This is a genomic window from Sphingobacterium sp. UBA7625 (assembly GCF_002484085.1).
In the GTDB taxonomy this organism is placed as follows: Bacteria; Bacteroidota; Bacteroidia; order Sphingobacteriales; family Sphingobacteriaceae; genus Sphingobacterium; species Sphingobacterium athyrii.
On sequence record NZ_DLJD01000051.1, the window covers coordinates 144,129 to 168,427 of the forward strand.

The window sequence follows — 24,299 nt, forward strand, 5'->3', positions numbered from 1 at the left end:
CACTATAGGAAGGTTTTCTTGTAAACCAAATATAAATAAAATCTACGCAATAAGTAGATTTTATTTATAAGGACAGTGTGGCATACTTAAGATAACATTTGTTTGAGCAGGTTCAGCGCATAACTAATTGTGTTTACATTGCTTAATGCAAGACGGAGTTGCCCTTTAACCTCTTTGAGATTGCTGATCTCAGGATGGGACTGTACAAAAGACAGCACCCGGCCGAATTGATCCGATTCAAAATAGCTTGATTTTGGATTATTCACAAAATAACCTTTGAGGGTATGCTTTTTATAAGATATCTTTTCGAACCCAATTGTTTTTCCAAACCATTGCAGGCGTAAAGTATTGAATAGTTCGAATACTTCGTGCGGGATAGGGCCAAAGCGGTCTTCGAGTTCTTTTTCAAATGCTGCCAGCTGCTGTTCATTGTCAAGTTTGGAAAGTTCCGTATACAGATTATAGCGTTCGGTGATATTTGTGACGTACTCATCGGGGATTAATACTTCAAGATCTGTGTCTATTTGTGTGAAATTGACATATTTGCGCTCGTGCTCATCCGCAAATACCTCCGAGAATTCATCATCTTTGAGCTCCTGAATAGCCTCGTCCAAGATTTTGTGGTACATCTCAAACCCGATTTCAGCGATAAAGCCCGATTGCTCACCACCCAATAAATTTCCTGAACCCCGGATATCCAGATCCCGCATAGCAACATTAAAACCCGAACCTAATTCCGAAAATTCCTCGATGGCCGAAAGGCGTTTATAGGCCTCAGGGGTCAATGTCGATAGCGGTGGACTCAATAGGTAACAGAATGCTTTTTTATTCGAACGCCCTACACGACCCCGCATCTGATGCAGGTCGCTGAGGCCAAACATATGGGCGTGATTGATGATAATCGTATTAGCATTCGGTATATCAAGACCAGCTTCGATAATTGTCGTTGCAATCAGCACGTCAAAGTCGTGGTTGATGAATTTGAGCATCACATCTTCCAATTCATCTCCTTCCAGTTGACCATGAGCAACACCAACACGTGCTCCGGGAACGAGCTTGCGAATTAAATTGCCTAGCTGGGGAAGATCTGCGACACGGTTATGGATAAAGAAAACCTGTCCGCCCCGGTCCAGCTCGTAGCTGACTGCTTCGCCGATCAATGCCTCATTAAAGACATGCAACTCGGTCTGTACCGGTTGACGATTAGGAGGCGGTGTCGAGATAATGCTTAGATCGCGCGCTCCCATCAAAGAGAAATGTAAGGTCCTTGGGATCGGAGTCGCTGTTAAGGTCAGCGAATCCACATTGGCGCGCATTGCCTTTAGTTTCTCTTTGGCGGCGACACCAAATTTCTGCTCTTCATCAATAATCATCAGACCAAGGTCTTTGAATTTGACATCCTTGCTCACCAGGCGATGCGTACCGATGATAATATCTATTTTTCCTTCCGCAAGCCGAGCCAAGGTATCTTTGATCTGTTTGGTCGTTTTAAAACGGTTGATGTAGTCAATGTTGCATGGAAGTCCTTTTAGGCGTTCAGTAAATGTACGATGATGTTGTAATGCCAAGATCGTTGTCGGAACCAAAACGGCCACCTGTTTGCTATCTGCTACGGCTTTGAATGCCGCACGGATGGCGACTTCTGTCTTTCCAAAGCCGACGTCACCACAGATCAACCGGTCCATTGGATGTGGCGATTCCATATCTTTTTTTACATCTGCTGTAGCCTTTTCCTGATCTGGGGTATCTTCATAGATAAACGAGGCCTCTAGTTCATTCTGCAAATAGCTATCCGGCGAGAAGGCATTACCATGTTGAGCCTTCCGTTTTGCATAGAGCATAATCAGGTCACGGGCAATATCCTTGACCTTCTTCTTGGTCGTTTTCTTTAATTTATCCCAGGCATCCGTACCAAGTTTATTCATCTTCGGCACCGTACCCTCCTTGCCAGAATATTTTGAAATCCGGTTCAACGAGTTGATATTGACATAAAGCAGGTCATTGTCGGCATAGATCAGCCGGATCATCTCCTGAGATTTACCGTTGACATCGACCTTTTCCAGACCGCCATATCGGCCCACACCATGATCAATATGGGTGATAAAATCCCCGGGTTTGAGATCACGTAAATCTTTCAGTGTAATTGCCTGCGAACGTTCGTAAGCTTTTTTCCGTTTGTATTTGTAGTACCTGTCAAATATCTGATGATCCGTATAACAGGCTAGTTTCAGGCTATCATCCCTGAAGCCTTCGCGCAATGCTTTGTGTATAGGGATAAAAGTGGCCGCTTTGTCAAGATCCTCCAGTATCGTATAGATCCGTTCAACCTGTTTCGTTGAATCCGAAAAGATCAAATTCTGGATTCGATGGCTTTCATTTTCCTTAAAATTATGGATCAGCAGATTAAAGTCCTTATTAAAAGAAGGCTGTGGATGAATGTCAAACTTGAGCGCGACCTCCCCTTTATAAAAAAACTGTTTTCCAAATTCTATGATCGGGAAATCAAAAAATAAGGCGTTGAGGTTTTTCTCGTCGGTAAATTCGTGCTCGGGATTATGCCATTCAGGATTATCTCTTTTCTGTTTGTCGGTCAAGCTGGTCCAGAGTTGTTTTGCTTTTTTTAATCCATCTCTGACAACATCTAGGGTGAACTGGGCGTCTTTGATCCAGATGGAAGCCCCCTGATCGATATATTCCAGTAAAGAAATATGCTGCGAGGTCAGAAATTTGGCCTGAACATTCGGAACGATGGTAACCTTATGGATTTTATTGACAGAAAGCTGAGATTCAATGTCAAATGTCCGAATGCTTTCGATATCATCACCAAAGAATTCGATGCGGTAGGGAAGGTCGTTCGAGAAAGAAAAAATATCTACGATACCACCTCGTATGGCAAATTGCCCCGGTTCATAGACAAAATCTACACGTTCGAAATCGTACTCGATCAAAAATTCATTGATGAAATCAATACTTAAAGCCGTATTTTCTGTAATCTCTAGGGTATTTTTCTCCAGATCGGTACGATTGATTACCTTCTCGGCAATCGCTTCGGGGTAGGTAACCACCATCTTTGGCAATTCCGATGTATGATTGAGCGAACTTAATGTTTCTGCACGCTGTAATACATTTGCCGAATCCGTCTGTGTGAAATCAAAAGCTTTTCGGTAAGAAGAAGGAAAAAAAAGTACCTGCTTGTCCAGAAGGCTTTCCAGATCACTTAAAAAGTAGGAGGCATCTTCGTGTGTCGGTAAAATAAAGACCATCGGACGCTCCTGCAATTTGTAGGAGGAAACGGCAATAAATGCATCCGAAGAACCGATGAGACCTTTCAGCTGAATCTTTGGATTTTTGGACTGCATAGCCGTTGTAAGCGATTGGACTGATTCGCTTTGACTGTATTTTTCTAGTATTTCTTGAATTCCCACGAGCAAAAATTTCGAATAATTGCGAATTTAATTAAATCCTCTTAAGTATGTGGTATGTTGTGCTAAATTTTTTGGTAAAAACTTGTCCGGAAGTGAACTTTTGATGCAGAGGCAAAAAGGCAGTATGTCCTGAATTGCGAGCGAAAACGTTGTCAGGAAAAGACGGGTTATGCCGCATGTCCCTAAAGATTAGCTGTTGAGGCTACTCAATGAGCTATTTTACTAAGTGAAATGTATAGGCAAAGACCAATAAGATCAAAAGGATCGCCAGATAGATTAATTTATACTGCTCGTAGGCAGTGATACGATAGGATCCGATTTTAACACGGTTTTTGCTGTTTCTCATGATTAATTTAGGTCGAGCTCAATTCGCTGTTCGCTAATATAGCTTTTTAATGTTGTATTGCCAAAAGCGTGTAGGGCGTTTTGAAAATCTTCCCGATAATCGAACTGAAAATCCTCATGGAGTTTATCGTATTTACCGACAGCATGTTTAATACGGCCCGTGATATATTTATGCAATTTATGGGCTGCCGATTGATAGGATGAATCGAATAGTCGCTCATAATCGCCTATGACCCGTTGTAGAATATAAAAACGAAATTCAGCTTCACTGGTTTTGTCTTTGGTGACTTTCTCGTGTTCGTTCACCAGACCGCTGGCCTGTTTGACAAGCTTACTCAATGCAATAAAATTGCTGTGATGTGGTGTATTGGCAATCTGATTTGTCCCGATGTCAAACAATTGAGCGAGTTGCTTCCGCAATTTATCAATACGTTCCTCCAAGTCATATTCATTTTCCAGCAATTGAAAGTGCAATTGTTTCATCAGCATTTTGTCTTTGCTGATCAGGCGGACAAGTAATTTGTCTTTTTCCTTTTGCGGTAATTCAAGGACTGCTTTCTTTAATTCTGCATCTTGGTGTAGCGACATGATTTAAAGTTATGATGTTATAATATAATCTTACCCTCCACAGAGGCATATTCTCTTTTTATAGTTTCCTCATCTACGCGTAAATAGCTGCTCTGTATATAGAGCAAAAATGAAAGACACCTGCTTGTTCAGCTAACAGTCCGTCATCCTTGCTCCTTTATTCATCATCTTATTAAATTGGAGTCATTGCATGGCGTAGATATCCCGGTCCAATTGATCTAATACAATATTCTAAACTTGATCGTATTTTCAATCTGTTTCAATTGCTTCAATAGATCTTTATCATACTCACCTTGTATATCGGTAACAGCGTAACCGATATCACTTTTGGTCATCAGGAACTGTGCAACGATATTGATATCATTCTGCGCATATACATTATTGATTTGGGCCATAATACCCGGAACGTTTTTATGGATATGGAGCAATCTCGTCACCTGTTTTACTTTTGGTAAGATCAAATTCGGGAAATTGCGGCTTAAATACGTATCGCCGTTGTTGATGAATTCGGCCATGCGACGTGGGATAAATTCCGAATTTTTCTTCTTGCTTTTTTTATCATCAAAGACGACAATTCCTTTGGCATTACAGATATCCTTATTGATATGCCCCTTGATATCGCCCAGATATCCGATCGTTTTTAGCTTATCTGCCTGTTGCAGCTGTTCATCGGTAATGTCGATATTGTTGCCCAACAAAAGCATCCCAACATCCTTCACATATTTTTCTTCGAAGGTTTCTTTTGTACGGACCGAGAAACCATCTCTTTTTAAAATATGGGCTGCAATCTCAGGAACATCGCCGACAATGAGGCACAGAATCCGATTTTTAGGATATGAGATCGCTCGTGGTAAATCATTCACATACAAGAATTCATCAAAGCTGGGTGTAATGAAGTCTGCTTTTTCAGTGACACTTTTGCGCTGGATATTCTCTGTAAAGGCAAAGAATTTTTCAATCAATCCGGACTCTTTTAGCTGGAAATCCGAATAACCATCGCCGATGCCAAAAAGCCGTCCCTCGATATTGAGTTGTTTAAGTAGTTGTACTTTTCCACCTTCATTGGACAAAGGATTTTCTTCGTCAAACCCGATAATATTATCTTCCGCATCAAATCTGAACGTATTTGCATAGATATTCTCGGTTTTGATATGATAGGGCGTCACAACGGGGGTGATAAATTCCTTAAAACCTCCGGAAACGATCCAAGCCGTATCTGAATGTTTTCTGAAAAATTCCCGGTTGCGGGAGAAGGATGTTGATACCTTTTTCTTGAGGTGAGATACCAGTTTGTCCAAGTGGCTTCTGTTGGCATTCAACAATTTTACCCGGCCGGCGAGTGCTTCGCGGAAGGAAAGTTTGCCTTCCATGGCAAGATTGGTATAGCGTTCGATTTCTTGATAGATCGCTTCGCGCTCAGGATGATCTTCAAGTGAGATCCGGGCGAGCTCATCGAGCGCTTCTACTTGTGTAAATGTACTATCAAAATCAATGATGTAATAATTTTTCATCGTAATAATTTGTTTTTTAATGGTGATGAAGCTATCATGAGCAGTACGTATCACTATTGAATGTGACTTGGTTAACCTCATGATGGTTTCATCGCAATAACTTGTTTTTTAATGGTGATGAAGCTATCATGAGCGGTACGTATCATTTTTGAATTGTGACTTGGTTAACCTCATGATGGTTTCATCGTAATAACTTGTTTTTAATGACGATGAAGCTATCATGGCCAACTAATCATTCCTTAATAAGCAATAGAGGTTTGTGATTGTTTCACAGGAATACTGTTTAGCAAATGAATCAATCATAAACATGCAGGCTTTATTTTTTTATCTGATAGTTTGATACGCTCATGACGGGTTCAGGGTTTGGTTGTTTACTATTTATGTTATTTTACTGTTTGTTGTACAAATTTGCAATTTCTTTTAATGTTTGTTCCAATGGACGATAGTTGTGGTTCAGGAGTGACTGGACCTTTGCATTGGAGTATTGTAATTTAGCGCTTGATGCCGCGGCCGTTTCTTTGGTCAGCGATGAGCCCGATTTCTTGAAGACAGATAACACACCAGAGACAGTGGACGCGATCTGAAGAAGTGTTTCGGAAACTTCAATCGTAGGCTCGGGCTTGTTCATTAGGACACTGGCTACACTGAGCAAATCTTTATTGAGGATGTTGACGTGATTGATGATATAACGTTCAGCAGTAATATCGCTTTTTTCCATTAATTGGATCATGATTGTTGCGACATCCTCGACGTCAACTATCCCAACACTCCCCTTTGGATAAAACTTCAATCCTTTATTGATCATTGAGAACAGTGCTCCCGATCCCTTATCTTTGGCCGCTGCGCCCAATATGACAGATGGATTCACAATAACAGCATCCAGGCCCTCGGTAATACCGCGCCAAACCTCCATTTCTGCCTGATATTTAGAAAGCGAATAATTAGAGGTCGTCGGACTGTGCTCCCAATGGTCTTTCTCCGAGACTGGCAGGTTGTCCTTATTTGTGCCCAAAGCCGCGATTGAACTGACATGAAGCAGGCGAATGCCCTTTTCTAAACATAGATTGACAATATGTGCAGTTCCTTCTACATTGACCTTAAAAAGTGATTTGACATCTTTCTTCTGATAGGAAACCAGCGCCGCGCAATGATATACTTTTGTCACTCCCTCCAGCGCATCTTCGAGCTCAAAATAATTGTTGATATCTGCATCAATCCATTGAATCAATGATGAGGACAGTAGGGCTGCCGGAATAGTCGATTGAGCTCTTTTGATGGCAATGACGTCAATTCCGCGGTCTATCAATTGTTTGATTAGCGTAGACCCTAAAAAACCTGTTCCTCCAGTTATTAATATCACTTGATAAAGATACTGTTAAAAATAATGTTTTCAAAAGTTAGTTAATAAATGGATATTTGTGTGAGTTGCATCCCAAAAAATGAGGTGTCTTAAACAAACTATAGCTTATGTCGTCATTGTCCGTATTTTTCAGTCCGATCTCAATTACAAGTATTTCTCCTGAGCATGGTTTCCTGAGCTCCCAGTTAGGGAATGTGATCCAGGCTTATGAGACCGATTTTCCTACCTGGGAGGAAAGTGATAAGCCCCAGTTGGCAATTGTCGGTGTGCAGGAAGATCGGGCATCCATCAATAACAATGGGACCGACAAAGCCCCTGATGCGGTACGCAAACATCTTTATACGCTGTATCAAGGCGATTATAAGATGAATATAGTAGATCTGGGCAATATAAAGGCGGGAAATACCATCCAAGATACCTATGTCGCACTGAAATCTGTGGTAGAAGAATTGGTGAAAGCCAATATCCTTCCGATTATTATTGGTGGCGGACAGGATTTGACTTATGCACAATACTTGGGATACCAGAACTTGGAACGAAAGATTGAGCTTGCTATTGTGGATTCACGTTTTGATCTCAATCAGGAAGAAGCCGAAAATGTCAGTCTCAATTCGAGGTCTTATGTCAATCACATTATTCTACATCAGCCTGATTATTTGTTTAACCTGAATTCCATTGCTTACCAGACCTACCTTGTCAGTAAAGAATCCATCAATATGTACGACAAATTGTTTTTCAATGCAACCCGAGTGGGCATGATCGCAGGTAGGATGGATCAGTCCGAACCCCTTATTCGGGCGGCTGATATGATCAGTTTTGACATCGGGGCCATCCGTGCCTCGGAGGCACCCGGCAATGCCAATGCAATTCCAAATGGGCTGTACGGCGACGAAGCATGTCAGCTGGCACGCTATGCCGGTATGTCCGACAAATGTACTTCTATCGGTTTCTATGAACTGAACCCCACATTTGATCCGATGGAACAGACGGCCATGTTGGTGTCGCAGATGGTCTGGTGTTTTATTGATGGCTATTATAACCGTAAACAAGATACACCGTTGTACCCGAAATCATCCTATATTATCTATCGTACAACACTCGAAAATGAAGAACATGAATTGGTTTTTGTGAAAAGCAAAAAATCTGATCGCTGGTGGATACAGGTACCATACTTTGGATCAAAATCGGTCAATGAAAGGTATTATCTGGTGCCATGCCGCTACGAAGATTATCAGCTAGCTATTTCTGGCGAAATGCCTGATCTGTGGTGGAAGACTCATCAAAAACTGCAATAGGCAACAATAAATGGCGGATCACTCCTCATGAAATAACTATCCATGAGATGTTCACATTCAGTGACACAGGAGTGACTGCAGCGTTCCCGAATTTTGAGAACATATATGCATCGGTCAAAAGGGGTACGATCGTACGAAACGATCCATCTATACTTCCGCAGGACTTAACGTAAATCAAAAATTTCAATAGCAGTTATACGGTGACAAAAGCCAAAAGCTGTTATTCTCGTAAAATTTAAATCATGGAAATATTTTTCTTTGCAGGCATTGTCTTGTTGCTGGTCATTTTGATCATATTGGTATTAAAAAAAAATACCGCGCCAGGTTTGGATATCGGTCCGAATAAGGAGATGGAAACATTGAAAATAGAACTGGCGCGTTCACAGCAACGGGAGCAAAGTCTCCTCGAAGAACGTTTAATGCTGAGGAACGAATTGGATAAAGAGCGCGAGAGTGTATTGGTCGCTGAGCGCTCGCTGGAAAGTACACGTTCCTTCTATGAGGCCCAATTGGATAAATTCCAGGAACAAAAAAATGAAATCGCTGAAATAAAAAGACAGTTTAACAATGAATTTCAAGTGATCGCCAATAAAATATTGGAAGAGAAAACTCAGAAATTTACCGAAACAAATCACCGTTCACTCGGTCTGATCTTGGATCCCTTAAAGGAAAAAATCAAGCTGTTTGAGGAGAAGGTAGATAAAAATTATAACCAGGAAGCGGCTGAACGCAATTCCTTGAAGGGCGTTGTATTGCAATTGGTCGAACAGAGTCTCAAGATTAAAGACGAAGCCAATAGTTTAACCAAAGCGTTAAAAGGAGATACGAAAAAACAAGGCAATTGGGGGGAAGTGATTTTGGAAAGAGTGCTGGAACGTTCGGGACTGATGAAAGACCGTGAATTTAGGCTACAGGTTTCCTTGATGGATGCCGAAGGGCGCAGAATGCAGCCCGATGCAATTATTGATCTCCCAGAAGATAAACATCTTATCGTGGATTCTAAAGTTTCCCTGGTTGCTTATGAACGTTGGGTCAATGCCGAGACCGATGAAGACCGCGCGATTTTTGCTAAGCAACATGTACAGTCTGTCGAAAATCACGTGAAAGAACTTTCCGCCAAAAACTACCATGAGCTATATGGGATAGAATCGCCGGAATTTGTTCTGTTGTTTATGCCGATTGAATCCGCATTGAGCATGTCTGTCGCAGAAAAACCGGATCTATTCAGTGATGCCTGGGACCGCAAGGTCGTGATCGTCAGCCCATCCACCCTGCTAGCGACATTGCGTACGATCGCCAGTATCTGGAAACAAGAACGTCAGACACGCAATGTGATTGAAATCGCCAAAGAAGCTGGCAGTTTGTACGATAAATTTGTGAGCTTCCTGACGGATATGGAGCAGGTTCAAAATCAGCTGGAACGCGCATTGAAAAGCCATGAAGATGCGACCAAAAAGCTGTCTACGGGGGCGGGAAATGTTATCGGAAAAGTAGAGAAGCTGAAACGCTTGGGCGCAAAGGCGAATAAGCAGATCGATGCTAAATTTCTGGACGAAGATGAATAATTAAGTCTTCCTTCCCGACAGGTTCTGTAGGCATAACAACAAAGATTGAAGAGCTGGTCATAAGCCGAAAGCTTGAAAACAGTAAAGTCTCAGTACTTATATCTCCATAGTAATAGATAATGCAAGCTCACTTATAAGCCGTAGGCTTGTACCCGGCAAAGTCTCAATACTCACGACTAACTACTCAATACTAATACCTCCCTACAGTTCTTTCATGCGTTTGTTGATTGAAACATCCACATAAGTATCCTTTAGACGATCAACAGCCTCCTTCTCCACAACGAGATTGGTATCCGATTCGTAATCGTGTAGAGTTCTTAGATTTTGGATTTCATTGTCATAAGGATCGCGTCCGGCCAATAGTTTGACAATGACAGGAAGACATTCCAGAAACACAAAGAGCAGGGCGATAAAGAATACCGCATTCGCATTGGATTCATTGACCTTTCCATTGGCATCATAGCGCAGATTACCCAGCGCCGAATTGCGATCGGCGAAACCTGCAACGTTCACGGCGCTGTCCAGCGAGGCATTTGACAAAACCTTTTGATCCAGTATCCCTTCAAATTTTTGTTTTTGACGGATAGCATTTTGTTGTGCTGCTATTTTATTACGTAGCGTGTCTAGATAAGCTTCTTTCTTTTTAAGATCTTCTTCCTTCATTTTAGCATAGGGGCCATAACCCATCACACCCGATGTCTCCGTGGTTTTATTCCCATAGATTTCATAATTTAATTTGGTGCGGTCGGTCTTGATACTAGATTCAAGTGAATCACGCTCTACACTTGTTGCCTTTAATTGATTGACCTCATTGCTGTATTTTTTGTTGAATGTATTATTGAGGGTGTCGATCTTTGCGCGTTGGTCAGCAAGATAACGTACACGTAAATTCTCGCGGATCTCTTTGTCGAAAATTTTTAGCTCCAATGGACGTGAAATGACCAAACCAATTAGAATAGCCAACAAAATACGGGGCAAGGCCTGTAAGAGCTGCATCCAGCCACTTTTGGATTTATTGATGCTCAATACGATGTATCGATCCATATTGAATATCGCCAAGCCCCAAATGATGCCAAATACAATGGCCAGAAACCAGTCCAACGTTCCTCCGCTGAATACAAAATACATCGCATATCCACCAGAAAGACTGGCAAATAATCCAGTAAAAAAGATAGTAGCACCTATGGCTGTGTACTTACTATGCTCCTCGGGATACTTTTCAAGAGTTTCTTGATGTACACCTGCACATCCCCAAAAGAAACGGTTAATAGCGCTCATTAAAATATTTTTATCCAAATTGACAGAATATTTTTAACAAGATTTGCGAATAAGTTTTTGTTTTACAATAGGATGACGGTTTTTTGCTCACTTAGGATGCAAAGAGGTGGGGCTCCCGTATTTGCCTAATTTTATTATCTTTGAAAAAAAATCAGGAATAATCAGACGATATGAAGAAAAGACAACTTTTGCCATTTTTAATGATAGTGGCAACTGCATTTGTTGGTTGTGAGGAAAAAAAAATGATGACAGATAATCCTCTTTTATTAGCCTATGAGACGCCCTTTAATGTTCCACCATTTGACAAGATCAAAACCGAACATTTCAGACCTGCCTTTGAAGAGGCAATAAAAGTACATAATCTGGAGATTGACACCATTGTCAATAACTCCGATAAGCCTACTTTCCAAAATACGATAGTAGCCCTTGAAAATGCAGGAAGCTTGCTAAGCAACGTATCTACTGTATTTCATAACCTAAACAGCGCGAATACCAATGATAGCATTCAGGCAATTGCAAAAGATTTGGCGCCGATATTGTCCAGCCATTCCGATGAAATTTCGATGAACTCCAAGCTATTTAATAAAGTTAAAACAGTTTGGAACAGCCGTAATACACTTGGTTTGGATTCGCAGGACAACAAGCTTTTGGAAGAGACCTATAAAAGCTTTGTACGTTCCGGTGCAAATCTGAAGGATGCTGATAAAGAAAAAATGAAAAAGATCAATGCCGAACTTTCGACATTGACAACACAGTTTGGCCAGAACCTATTGGCTGAAACCAATGCCTACCAGCTTGTGGTGGATTCAGCCAGTCAATTGGAGGGTTTGCCGGAATCATTGAAAACAGCTGCTGCTGAGGAAGCTGTTAACAAGGGTAAAAAGGACAAATGGGTATTTACCTTACAAAATCCTTCGATCATGCCTTTCCTGCAGTATGCCAAAAACCGTGAACTGAGAAAGCAAATCTGGGAAGCATATCAAATGCGCGGAAACCACGATAACACGAGTGATAATAAAGAAATCATTCAGAAAATTGTTAATCTTCGTCTTCAAAAGGCAAAACTATTAGGCTATACCTCACATGCAGCCTATGTGCTTGAGGAATCCATGGCAAAGACACCTGAAAATGTATATGCCTTATTGAATAAGTTATGGACACCGGCCTTGGCGAAAGCGAAAGGCGAAGAGGCAGATATCGCAAAAGAGATTAAAGCTGAGGGTGGTACTTTTGCTGTTGCACCCTACGATTGGCGGTATTATACAGAGATTATCCGCAAAAAACGCTTTGCATTGGATGAAGATGAAATAAAACCCTACTTGAGCCTGCCAGCAGTACGTGAAGGTGCTTTTGCTGTGGCAAACAAATTATACGGTCTGACATTCGTTGCCTTAAATAACGTACCCACTTACCATAAGGAAGTAGAAGTGTACGAAGTGAAAGACAAAGATGGTTCACATCTGGGACTTTTGTATGCGGATTTCTTTCCGCGTGAATCGAAACGTGGTGGCGCATGGATGACATCTTACCGTGATCAGTCCACAAAAGATGGTAAACGTGTTGCACCGGTAATTTCGATCGTATGTAATTTCACAAAACCTGTCGGAAAAGATCCAGCATTACTGACTTTTGATGAGGCGACTACGCTATTCCACGAATTTGGGCATGCCTTACATGGTCTGCTTTCCAATGTTCGGTACAGATCAATGGCGGGTACCTCGGTGCCACGCGACTTTGTGGAATTACCTTCACAGATCATGGAGAATTGGGCCGCAGATCCAGAAGTATTAAAAACCTATGCAAAACATTTTAAGACCAAAGAGGCCATGCCGGACTCCTTGATTCAGAAAATGGAAAAAGCAGGAACCTTTGATCAAGGCTTCGCGACCGTAGAATATCTTTCGGCTGCATTGCTCGATATGGATTATCATGCCACAACCAAAGAAATTTCGAAAGATGTCAAAGGATTTGAAAAATCGGCAATGAAGAAAATTGGTATTATAGACGCAATTATTCCACGTTATAGAAGCACTTATTTTCAGCATATCTTTGCTGGAGGTTATTCAGCAGGTTACTATGCGTATATCTGGTCGGAAGTATTAGACTCGGACGCTTTTGCGGCCTTTAAGGAAAAATCGCTGTACGATAAAGCGACAGCAGATTCATTCCGTAAGAATATCCTTGAAAAAGGAGGAACGGATGATCCCGCAAAAATGTACCGCATCTTTAGAGGAGCAGATCCGGATCCGAAATATTTATTGAAAAAAAGAGGATTGAATTAATCTAGCATACACAAAAAAGAGGCTGTCACCTATGTTTGTATTGAGCAAACGTCGGAGACAGCCTTTTGTATTTTTACCCTTTATAAGGTTTTTTGGCAGCTTCGATGAGCTCCTTCATTTCTAATTTGATATAGTCCACGTTTGGCGTAGATCCGGTCAAAAAGTAACGAATATTTCCTTCTTTGTCTATGATAAATTTGGCTGGAATACCTTTGACGCCAAATTTCGCTGCCATGACCTCACCAGTTTGCGGATCTTTTTGATCGTCGTAAAGCACTTCAAAAGGATAATTATTTTTTGTGATAAAGGATACCACATTCTCTTTATAATTCTTATCGCGTTCCCAAGTATTTATAAATAAGAATTGTACATCTTTATCATTTGCATAAGATTCTTGAGCCGCTTTCATACCGGGAAATGAGCGCACACAAGGCTGACACCAAGTTGCCCAGAAGTCTAAGACGACAACTTTTCCTTTTAAACTGGCCAAAGATACTTTTTCCCCCTTTAGATTGAGTAGTTCAAAATTGGGTGCTGGTTTAAAGGTTGCCATCTCCTTGATATGATTACGAATATTTTGCGTTAACTCTGTTTTCAGTGAAGCATTAAAGTTCTCGTATCCCTGTATAGATCCGTTCAATTCCGTATATAGTTTTTTAAGATCATTTTCAACAGCAAACTGTCCTTTAGCATATAATTTGGTTAAAATGTTGTATGCTTCCAGCTTTCTGCCTGTACCCATTAATGATTTGTAATACACCATGGCAAGACCGTCCGCTTGCTCTGGCGCAGCTTTGAGCGCATTCTCAATGTAATTTAGTGCTTCAGCGTATTTTTTCTGAGCAACAAGAATATTTACATAAGCTGACATGGAGCTTGCGTACCCCATCGCTGCAAAGCGAGCTTTATTGTCTTTTTGATCCTCGGGAAGTGTTAAATAGTAATAGCTATCATCCATAGCGGTCTTTAATAGTGGAGCCGCTGTAGTCGTGTCGCCTGCGCTCAATAGAATTTGACCGACAGGGATATATCCATTTCCACGCCAGAATCGTTCTTTCATTTCCCCTAGGTAATGAACTGCTTTTTGTGCATTTCCGTCGTTGGCAAAACTCTGTGCCAGATTAGCTAATACATAATCGTATGTCAACGGTTCTTCGCTAAAGTTTTTAACTGGCCATTTTTTTAGGAGTTCATTATATGCTTTTTCTTTCTGTACTGGCGTACTTGCATTGTAATATACATCTGTGATAAAGGCATCACGTGTCAGTGATCCTTTTGGATATTTTTTCTTCGCTAATGTCTCTGCCGAAACCTGCAAATCTTCTTTACCTAAAGAGCGCAAAACGTTAATTGTGGTCCGATAGTCCTCTTCCGATTTATATGTTTTTAATTCGCCCATCAATGCATTGGCGAGTGAATCCTTTTGTACCAACGTACCTTTTTCAATAATAGGCAGGTATTGTTGGTATTTGTTTTTTGCAGGCTGCTGCGCAAAGGCTGCCGTAAGCGAAAATGCGAATGCAGCCGTTAAGATGTGAGTTTTCATTTTTATAATTTTTAAATTCATTAATCTTCGTATCCCGGATTCTGTGTCAAGTTCCTGTTGATCAAAATCTGCGCTTGGGGAATCGGGAATAAGACATCTGTGGATTGCCAGTTTGATTTGATCGGTGAAAGGACAGCCGTAGCGCGGTCGGTCCGCTTGAGATCAAGCCAACGATGGCCAAATTCACCAAAAAATTCATGGAGACGTTCGGTCTCTATTGCAGACAATAATTGCGTTTGGTTTAACGCTGTACTAAGCCCAGCAAGTCCAGCACGCGCACGCACGGCGTCCACATCGGTCCGGGCTTCGGCAATCTTCCCTAGTTTGGTTCTTGCTTCAGCCCGAATAAGATACTGTTCGGCTAGGCGAAGCATAATGTGATATTCGGATCCTTGTCCCGAGGAAACTTTATATTTGGTGATGGCATAATAAACTTTGTTGGACACAGTCTTTGAACTTGTCCAATTTGACTTTCTTAAGTCAATTGTAGGGGAGGTCTCAAAGCTGTTGTATACAGCGTCAGGCAGGGTATAACCCGGTGTAGCAGTAGCTGCCGTAATATAATTGGAACCAAATGTGGTTACGCCACTCTGATTTCCCAGTTGAAGAATAACCTCATTGCTTGAGTTGACAAAGTTTTTATCTGGTGCGGGCATACCATAATCAGCGGACTGCAATACTTTGGTTGCGTAAGACTCTGCATTTTGATAGTCTTTTTGATACAGGTAGACTCTAGCCAATAGTGCGCTGGCGGCAGCTTTGTTAGCACGGCCTCTTGGATTTGCGGTTGCATCGTAGGTTGTTGCCATTTTGCTCTCGGCATCTTTGAGGTCAGCAATGATCTGATCATATACTTGCTGTACAGGAGTTCGCGAAAGAGTTGCGTCTTCAAAGGCGTGCAGATCGTCACGCAATAGCAAGGGCACATCGCCGTAAAGATTGGCGAGATAGAAATATGCATAAGCCCTGAAAAATTTAGCTTCGCCCAAAAGTTGATCTTTGACAGCTGGGGTAAGGGTGGTTGACGCTTCGAGACCTGAAATAGCATTATTCGCGTTTTTGATAAGTTGGTAGCTATTTGACCATAAATTAGCAACATTGCCATTTGTGTTCAGCAGATTATTGCTGGCGAATTCGGAGGTATTTGCATCAGCCGCATTGTATTGAAGGTCATCGGCGGCGATTCCCGTATAAAAGGTTGAAGTCCCGGCGAGATTGATGCTTAATGTTGTGGCGTATAATCCACGTATGACACTATTCGCAGAAGCATCTGTAGCAAATGCTTCGCCAGCTAGAACTTGTGTTGGTGGAGCTCCCAACTCTACAAATTTTTCGCAGGAACTGACAAGAAGAGTTCCACTTGTAATGGCTAATAGTAATATATTTTTATTGATGTTTAATTTCATGATCTCTAATTTTAAAATTGACAGTTAAATCCAAATACAATCGTGCGCAATGGTGGCAATACTTGGGCGATCGTTCCGGTACCTAAACCAGATGGGCCACCTTGCACGGTCGTTTCGGTATCCAGAACATATTTGTTTTTGGCCCAGGTAAAGAGATTTTGTCCTTGCATAAAAACATTACAATTGGACATTTTTAATTTTGAAGTCCAGCTTTTCGGTAAGTTGTACGATAGATTGACAGATCTTAATTTGATATAAGAAGCATCACCATAAACTGCGTCGGAGTTGGTATATTGATTGTAAGAATTGCTTAGCTCAGCTCCATCATTCGACACGCCTGGTATTGTTGGAATAATAGCACCTGGGATGGTTGTGTTGGTGTTCTTTGGTGTCCATCGGTCCAACCAGTAATCGTTTTGGTTGACCAAAGCGCCAGGTCTTGTATTGAGGATTTTGGTCACACCAAAGCGGTGGTTAAATTGAAAGAATACGCCCAGTTCAAAGCCTTTGTAGGAAAAGGTATTGTTAAATCCGCCATAGAAAGGCGTACCTAAATCTGCTACATAACGGTCGTCAGCTGTAATAGCACCATCACCATTGCGATCTTCATATAACGCTCTTCCTGTTGCAGCGTCCACACCTTGATAGTGATACAAACGGACCATATTGAGTGGCTCACCCACTAGAAAACTACTTGCGTAGAATGTATTTTCAATTCCAGGAAATTCTACGAGTTTGTTTTTATAAAATGTAAAGTTTGTCGATGTTTTCCATGTGAAATTTTCATTTGTCACATTGGTGGAATTCAACTCCAATTCCAAACCTGTATTTTGGATCAACGCCGGTAGGTTTTCCATATAACTATTGTAGCCTGTCTGGGTACTCAAAACTAAATCAGTGATTTGATCAGAAGAACGATTTCTGAAAAAGTTCCCTGTAAATAGGATTCGATCCTTCAAGAAACCCAGATCGAGTGCAAACTCCAATTTTTTGGTCGTTTCCCATTTGATATATTCATTGGGAAGCCTCCCGATATTCATGGAAGGATTGTTTAGATAAGCCATTGACGTAGAGTAGAGTGGGAGATAGATATAATTGGGAATCTGATCGTTTCCTGTTGTTCCGTAGCTCGCTCTCAATTTACCAAAACTTAAAAAAGATAGATTATCCTGTACAAAATCTTCTTTTCCAAAGACCCATCCAAGTCCTACCGCACCGAAATTACCGAAGCGATTTTTTGGGCCAAAGCGAGATGATCCGTCTCTTCTGAACGTTCCATTAAACAAATACTTCGCTTTCCAATCGTAATTCACTTTTCCGAATACAGCATTGTATTTGTAGTATACGAGGTTGTTGCTGGCGGTGAATGATCCTGCGGCGCTGAGTGAACCCAAAAGGGCATCGTTTGAATAATTGGAACCATTGGTTGTCTGCGAGCGCGACGAATTCTGCTGAAAACTTGTCCCGATTAATGCCGTCAATTTACCCTCGCCGATATTTTTTACATAATCCAATGTGGGTTCAATAATCCAATTTTCGGCCTTTGTATTGGAGAAACTGGAAAAACCAAGCGGGTTGGAGACGGTATTGTTTAAGGAAGTAATTGGCCGTTGGTTATTTTGATTCAATTGGGTGATAGTATAACCAAAATTTGCTTTTGCTGTCAGTCCTGGTACTATTTTGTAACTTAAGTTAACATTTGAGATCAGGTTATTGGTATTGCCAAAGTATTTCTGTTCAAGCATGGCCATGGGATTGTCTATAAATGCCGAGGATGGTAACCAATAGTATTTTCCATTGTCCCCATAAATTGGATAATTTGGCGCCAAATTGTAGAGTGATGTTACATCCGATGAAGGCATATCCGAATTGTCATTGGCATAGCTAACTGATAGGGCGGCATTGAATTTTTTGTCGGAAGAGGTGTGATCGAGATTTAAGCGGGATGTAAACCGACTATTTTTGCTGTCCCCATAAAATACGGTGCTTTCACGTCTATATCCCGAATTGAAGAAAAAGCGGGTGGACTCGTTTCCGCCAGACATATTCGCCTGCACGTCGGTTATATGGCCTTTGTTTCCAATCAGCATTTTCTGCCAGTCTGTCGATTTGTTCTGATCCCATAGCATAAGATCCGGTGCATTATCGGCAGTGGGCGTAACTCCAGCATTGGCAAAAGCTTCTTTTCTTAAGGTCAGATATTCATCCAGATTTAACATGGGGATAAAGCGGTTGACCTCAGTAAATCCCGTATTGAAGTTGACACCGATACGGGTACGGCCAGCTTGACCTTTCTTGGTTGTGATTAATACAACACCATTAGCTCCGCGACTACCGTAGATCGCTGTGGCATCGGCATCCTTCAAGACATCGATACGCTCGATATCGGCTGGGTTAATCATGCTGAACGGACTTAACCCTCCAGAAGAAGCTGAGATACCAAATGAATTGAGGTTATCGGTAGCTGGTTGTCCACCATTAAAATTGGTGAAGGGAACCCCGTCAACAACATATAAGGGGATTGATCCTGAAGTTGTTCCACTTAATGATGCCTGGTTTCTGATCTGAATCTGAACAGCACTTCCGGGTACACCGTTGTTTTGAGCGATTAATACGCCGGACATTCTCCCGGATAGGGCCGCAAGAGGATTACTTACAGGTTGGGAAGTAATGTCTTTTGCAGTGATCGAAGCAACCGAACCTGTATTCAGTCTTCGTGTTGTTGTACCATAGCCGATAACGACCACTTCTTCCAAACTACCTTCTTCGGGTTTAAGCTTGATCGGGGTAGGACTAGCTATAAGTTGTTTCGCTGGTATATCCATCTTTTGATACCCTATAAAAGAAAAGGTTATAATGACATCGTCATTTGGAATACGGAGCCCCCACTGCCCATTGACATCAGTTGCGGTACTGGTTTGCATATTGCGGTATTCTGCTTTTTGCCAGTCTTTTATCATGACCGACACGCCAGCTAGGGGCGCTCCATTTTCGTTGACTACTTGACCCGCGATGTGTTGCTGATTTTGTTGTTTTTCCTTTACAGCGATGATATTGTTGTCCAATATTTCCCATGTTAAGTTGCTCCCTGCCAGCGATTGGGAAAGAATATCTTTGATACTGATTTTCTTTCCTACAATATTGACCGTCGCATTAGGTAGGCTCGCTTTGCTAAAGAACATTTTGTATTTGCTTTTGTCATTGATTGTTTGAAAGACATCTTCAAGCTTTCCGCCTTGGATAGAGACATCAATTTTTTCGGTTTGAGAATAGGCAAAGCTCTGTACATGCATGGTGCTTAGACAAACGAGCAGTAAAGCCAATCTCGATTCTTTTCTAAATTTGGGTTTTGTTTTGTTCATGGAGTTATGTAGGTTGATTGTTTTTAAAATAGCTGTAGTTGATTTTTCCCCGTTGTTTTTATTTGAAAGTAATTGACAGTTTGTAATGCTTTTAAGATATTTTCCAGTTGTTCGTTCTCGAATGTCGCTGAGTAGCGTTGGCTAGCGATTGCTTTATTTGTAATTTTGATCTCTACTCCATACATGCGCTCTAATTTCAGCGCGATATCAAGCAATCTTTCATCTTGAATTGTAATTCGATTTAATAACCATTCGGTTTCTAAAGCAGAACCATCCTTTTCAGATACAGAGAATGGTTGGATAGCTATAGCCGTAGGAGTTGCTACAGTTTTAAAATCTGTATCGGCGAATTCCTTAACAGATCCATCTAACTTTGTGATCACAAATTTTTCTTTGGGTTTTAGTATAAATTTCTGATCGTTGCTCCCTGTTTTCCAAATAGATACTTTACCACGCACCAAAGCTGTTTCGGCATTGTTTTCTTCAGCATAATCACGTACATTGAATGCAGTACCCAATACACTGATTTCCATTCTTGGTGTGTGAATTAGGAAAGGTTTGGAAGGATTTTTTGCGACATCAAAAAATGCTTCTCCTATTAAGGTAACTTCACGTGTATTCGAGTCCTTGAAAGAAGTAGGATAGATTATCTTGCTCGAGGCATTTAGTGTAATCTTTGTGCCATCCTCAAGCACAATTTGACGTTGTTGTCCATTTGTTAGCCTGATTTCTTGATTATTGGGCGCTTTTATTTTGTATAAATATAGACTCGCAAAAGCGATGCACAAGAGGGCAGCAGCCGCGGCAATTTGAGCGAAACTGAATGTACGTTTCTTTTTAGGCGCTAGTTTGTTCATAATGCCACTATGAATACGTGTTTTCAGGGCCTCCTGTACCTCATCAGGAAGTGTTTTGAGTAAATTTGGCCGGGATGAGAATGAATCGAAAAAACGTTCTACAAGCTCTGCTTCTTCCGAACTGGCTTCGCCGTTTAAGTATTTGTCAATGAGCTTTTCAAGCTCTTGGTTAGGGTATTGCATAGGATTAGTACAAGTTCACTTAAATAGTGCCCCTGAGTGAGGAAAATGTACTAGTCTAAATAGATTTTTATTTGTAAGTAGCTTATTTACAGGTGTAAAAAATCATAAGTAATGTCAAAAAGTGCTGGAGAACAAGTTTCTTTAGTTTTTGAATCGATGCACCGAGATGATTTTGGACGGTGTTTTGGGAAGTTTTCGTCAGGTCGCTGATTTCTTTTGTTGTGAGTCCATCCAGATATCTCATTTTAAAAATTTCTTGCCTTTTTTTCGGAAGATTAGATACCCATTGTTCGATAAGCGATTTTAGATCCTTTTCCCCATAGGTATTGCCATCCACAGCTTCCTGACTTTGGTAGAGTTGCTTATTTTCCGCTATCAATACATTTCTGCGTTTGCTTTTTTTATACGTTTCGAAGACCTTGTATTTCATGCAGGTAAAAAGATAGGCCTCCACATTAAGGATTTCTCTTTTTGAACAGTGTTCCCAAAGGTCGATAAATACATCTTGAACAATCTCCTCACAGGAAGCTAGATCTTCGAGCCTTTTGTAGGATTCATCTAGCAGTACAGACCAATACCTATTATATAAAATATTGAAAGCCTCTAAATCGCCTTCTCGAAGCCTTGCTAATAGGCTTATGTTATTATGAGACGCATATTTATCGTTTTTCATGATGTGGTAGTGTGAAGCTGAGTTCCTTAGATTGGTAGTTTAAAGGAATGTAACTTTTTTCAATTATACAGATTTTATTAAATAAGGTCAAGGCCTGTTTATAATTTTTACTTAATATTAATTGATTGATATACATTTTTTTATCAATCTCAAGTGGAGATGGACAACGGTTAGTAATAAATGCCAGCGAGGGCATCTCCATAAGTAAACATTGGATATGTTTATTTGGGTTTATTCATAATAAATTGGTTTCTAGTCTGTAATTATTCAAAATTAGGGTTAATTACATGAAAATGGAATTCACTTTTAATTTTTTGAATAAATTGTCAAATAACCATTTATTTATGTCAGCATACTGCGTTTTGTTTGGTTTTTTGATAAATCACAATAAAATTTCCGGTTTTTTAATATTAAACACAATCAATGGCTTTTTTTTAAAAAATACTTGTTATTCTAAAAACAATGCTTACATTTGGATATTATTTATAATGAGTCTAAATAAATATGTATAGTATGTGTGATACCAAGATCCTAAGTCAACGCGGAGATACCCACATTAGTGTTTGCCATAAGTGCAGAACATATTATATCTGGCAGCAAAGTTTTGTACTGACATTTACGCAGAATAAGTTTTTTGATTTTCTGAACATTATTAAGAGTAATGGTGATGAGCTGTTCTTCAGTACATTCCCGGATGGGGAGTTTCGCTTGATTATGAAGACACCCTATCCTGATATCGTTTTCTCCTTTGATGAAGAACAATGGCAAAACTTTAGGGATGCTTTGCAGGAATCGTATTACATGAATGAAGTTTATGGCATGTTAAACAATTAAGATAAAAAGTCCTGTTGCTTCGCTTGTGTTTCATCTCTCTTTCCTTATGCGTTGCTAACAGGCACAAACAAAACCCTCAGTGATATCCGTATGAAAATATAGATAGCTGAGGGTTCTTCTTTATCGTGGAATATGTTATGTTATTCCCCAATCGCGTAGTATTTAAAATCGAGGTCTTCAAGTTGCTTCCGGTTCAGTAGTTTCCGCCCGTCAAATACAAAAGCCGGTTTCTTCATTTCATCCTTGATCTTTTTCCAGTCATAGGTTTTGAATTCATCCCATTCGGTTAATACTGCTATGGCATGTGCATTGTCACATGCTTCATAAGACGTATTGACTACTTTGACCAGCGCCCTGTTTTCTTCCGATGAACGGGTGTTCAGATAGTCCAGGTCAGCGTAAATACGTTCTGCGGATACCTTAGGGTCGTATACCGTAATTTCGGCCTGCTCATTTAATAGATAGTCGGCCACATAGATTGCTGCTGATTCACGGGTATCATTGGTATCTTTTTTAAATGCCCAGCCCAAAAAAGCAATCTTTTTTCCCGATACAGTATTGTACAGCGTCTGGATGATATTGTCGGCAAAGCGGTGTTTTTGGTAATCATTCATTAAGATGACCTGATCCCAGTATTCGGCAACTTCAGTAAGCCCATAGCTGCGTGCGATATAAACAAGATTGAGAATATCTTTCTGGAAACAAGATCCCCCAAAACCAACCGATGCTTTTAGGAATTTGGAACCGATACGTGTATCCATGCCAATGGCTCTGGCCACTTCATCTACATTGGCGCCTGTTTTTTCACAAAGCGCCGAGATCGAGTTGATCGAAGAGACCCGTTGCGCCAGAAAAGCATTGGCCGTCAATTTAGAGAGCTCAGAAGACCATAAATTCGTGGTCAAGATTCTGCTGTGATCTACCCAATGAGCATAGATATCCACTAAAGCCGCAATTGCTTCTTCGTGCTCACCGCCAATAAGCACGCGATCCGGATTGATCAAATCTTGTATTGCCGTTCCTTCGGCCAAGAATTCAGGATTGGATAGAATATGGAAATTGACACCATTGCCCGTGTTATCAAGAATACTTTTTAATGCAGCAGCCGTGCGTACAGGTAGAGTAGATTTTTCAACGACAATTTTGTCGTCTTTGGCGACTGCTGCGATCTGACGCGCACATAGCTCGATATATTTTAAATCCGCAGCCATTCCCTTTCCTTTTCCGTAATTCTTGGTCGGGGTATTGACCGAAATAAAAATCATATCAGCCTCATCAATAGCCTTGTTGATATCGGTTGAGAAAAACAGATTGCGACCTCTTGCTTCGGCAACGATTTCTTGCAGCCCGGGTTCATAAACGGGAAGGTTGTCCAGGTTTTCATCATTCCAGGCAGCGATACGCTCGGCATTCATATCGACAATGGTAATCTCAATGTGAGGACATTGCCTGGCAACTACCGACATCGTTGGTCCACCCACATAACCCGCTCCTATACAGCATATTTTCTTGATAGTTTTACTCATTTTGATTATCTTAATCAGCTATAAATTGAACAACAAATGTAAAGAATTCGAAATTGTTTTTTGTCGATAAAAGTCAATATTTCACTGCAAAACTTTAAAAAGCAAATTTATCGGAGATACGGCCTGCTAATGGAACCTTCGTCCCGCCCGTCCGCAAGATCGTCGGGGCGGGACGAAGGTAGACAGCACGAAAAAGCCCCTTTTTCCGAGTTTGAATACACAGGAATCGGGGCGGCATAAATAATTGGATTGAGACTGAAATC

The 24,299-nt window shown here is 40.9% G+C and carries 16 protein-coding genes; 4 read left to right on the forward strand and 12 right to left on the reverse strand.

The window, feature by feature from the left end:
- Positions 1 to 86: 86 nt before the first annotated feature.
- The 5 genes from mfd to B4G94_RS20875 all read right to left on the reverse strand — a co-directional run bounded on the left by mfd (position 87) and on the right by B4G94_RS20875 (position 7,229).
- Positions 87 to 3,425: a transcription-repair coupling factor gene (gene mfd / locus B4G94_RS20855; protein ID WP_286861670.1), complete on the reverse strand. Its 3,339-nt coding sequence runs from the start codon at positions 3,423 to 3,425 to the stop codon at positions 87 to 89.
- Between the two features lie 214 nt (positions 3,426 to 3,639).
- On the reverse strand, positions 3,640 to 3,771 hold the full coding sequence (locus B4G94_RS20860; RefSeq protein WP_281259393.1) for a hypothetical protein: 132 nt from the start codon (positions 3,769 to 3,771) through the stop codon (positions 3,640 to 3,642).
- A gap of 2 nt (positions 3,772 to 3,773) precedes the next feature.
- Positions 3,774 to 4,358, reverse strand: coding sequence for a hypothetical protein (locus tag B4G94_RS20865; protein ID WP_108634689.1), 585 nt, complete (start codon positions 4,356 to 4,358; stop codon positions 3,774 to 3,776).
- Positions 4,359 to 4,576: 218 nt separating this feature from the next.
- Positions 4,577 to 5,869, reverse strand: coding sequence for an HAD-IB family phosphatase (locus B4G94_RS20870; RefSeq protein ID WP_165309335.1), 1,293 nt, complete (start codon positions 5,867 to 5,869; stop codon positions 4,577 to 4,579).
- 388 nt (positions 5,870 to 6,257) lie between these two features.
- The gene (locus B4G94_RS20875; RefSeq protein ID WP_108634691.1) at positions 6,258 to 7,229 is read right to left on the reverse strand and encodes an NAD-dependent epimerase/dehydratase family protein; all 972 of its coding nucleotides are present in this window, start codon (positions 7,227 to 7,229) and stop codon (positions 6,258 to 6,260) included.
- 107 nt (positions 7,230 to 7,336) lie between these two features.
- Between B4G94_RS20875 and B4G94_RS20880 the strand changes: the two genes are divergently transcribed.
- Both B4G94_RS20880 and rmuC read left to right on the forward strand, forming a co-directional pair.
- Complete coding sequence (locus tag B4G94_RS20880) at positions 7,337 to 8,524, forward strand: formimidoylglutamase (RefSeq protein WP_108634692.1); 1,188 nt, start codon at positions 7,337 to 7,339, stop codon at positions 8,522 to 8,524.
- Between the two features lie 242 nt (positions 8,525 to 8,766).
- Positions 8,767 to 10,089, forward strand: a complete 1,323-nt coding sequence (rmuC, locus tag B4G94_RS20885) for a DNA recombination protein RmuC (RefSeq protein ID WP_286861675.1) — start codon at positions 8,767 to 8,769, stop codon at positions 10,087 to 10,089.
- Positions 10,090 to 10,290: 201 nt separating this feature from the next.
- Here the strand turns inward: rmuC and B4G94_RS20890 are convergent, their stop codons facing one another.
- On the reverse strand, positions 10,291 to 11,367 hold the full coding sequence (locus B4G94_RS20890; RefSeq protein WP_108634694.1) for a DUF4407 domain-containing protein: 1,077 nt from the start codon (positions 11,365 to 11,367) through the stop codon (positions 10,291 to 10,293).
- A 170-nt stretch (positions 11,368 to 11,537) separates the two neighbouring features.
- Between B4G94_RS20890 and B4G94_RS20895 the strand changes: the two genes are divergently transcribed.
- A complete protein-coding gene (locus tag B4G94_RS20895; RefSeq protein ID WP_286861678.1) occupies positions 11,538 to 13,649 on the forward strand; it encodes a M3 family metallopeptidase in 2,112 nt (703 codons plus the stop codon).
- Positions 13,650 to 13,722: 73 nt separating this feature from the next.
- Here the strand turns inward: B4G94_RS20895 and B4G94_RS20900 are convergent, their stop codons facing one another.
- The 5 genes from B4G94_RS20900 to B4G94_RS20920 all read right to left on the reverse strand — a co-directional run bounded on the left by B4G94_RS20900 (position 13,723) and on the right by B4G94_RS20920 (position 21,676).
- Complete coding sequence (locus B4G94_RS20900; RefSeq protein WP_286861681.1) at positions 13,723 to 15,195, reverse strand: TlpA disulfide reductase family protein; 1,473 nt, start codon at positions 15,193 to 15,195, stop codon at positions 13,723 to 13,725.
- A gap of 20 nt (positions 15,196 to 15,215) precedes the next feature.
- Positions 15,216 to 16,601, reverse strand: a complete 1,386-nt coding sequence (locus tag B4G94_RS20905) for a RagB/SusD family nutrient uptake outer membrane protein (RefSeq protein WP_286861684.1) — start codon at positions 16,599 to 16,601, stop codon at positions 15,216 to 15,218.
- 11 nt (positions 16,602 to 16,612) lie between these two features.
- Entirely contained in the window at positions 16,613 to 19,963 is a 3,351-nt protein-coding gene (locus tag B4G94_RS20910; protein ID WP_286861687.1) for a SusC/RagA family TonB-linked outer membrane protein, read from the reverse strand.
- Positions 19,964 to 19,986: 23 nt separating this feature from the next.
- A complete protein-coding gene (locus B4G94_RS20915; RefSeq protein ID WP_286861690.1) occupies positions 19,987 to 21,003 on the reverse strand; it encodes a FecR family protein in 1,017 nt (338 codons plus the stop codon).
- An 82-nt stretch (positions 21,004 to 21,085) separates the two neighbouring features.
- The gene (locus B4G94_RS20920) at positions 21,086 to 21,676 is read right to left on the reverse strand and encodes an RNA polymerase sigma factor (RefSeq protein WP_286861692.1); all 591 of its coding nucleotides are present in this window, start codon (positions 21,674 to 21,676) and stop codon (positions 21,086 to 21,088) included.
- 513 nt (positions 21,677 to 22,189) lie between these two features.
- Between B4G94_RS20920 and B4G94_RS20925 the strand changes: the two genes are divergently transcribed.
- Positions 22,190 to 22,510 carry a hypothetical protein gene (locus B4G94_RS20925; RefSeq protein WP_104383616.1) on the forward strand — a complete coding sequence of 107 codons (321 nt, stop codon included), beginning with the start codon at positions 22,190 to 22,192 and terminating at the stop codon, positions 22,508 to 22,510.
- Between the two features lie 140 nt (positions 22,511 to 22,650).
- On the opposite strand, the gene B4G94_RS20930 is transcribed toward B4G94_RS20925, so the two are convergent.
- Positions 22,651 to 24,036, reverse strand: a complete 1,386-nt coding sequence (locus B4G94_RS20930) for a nucleotide sugar dehydrogenase (protein WP_286861695.1) — start codon at positions 24,034 to 24,036, stop codon at positions 22,651 to 22,653.
- Positions 24,037 to 24,299: the final 263 nt, after the last annotated feature.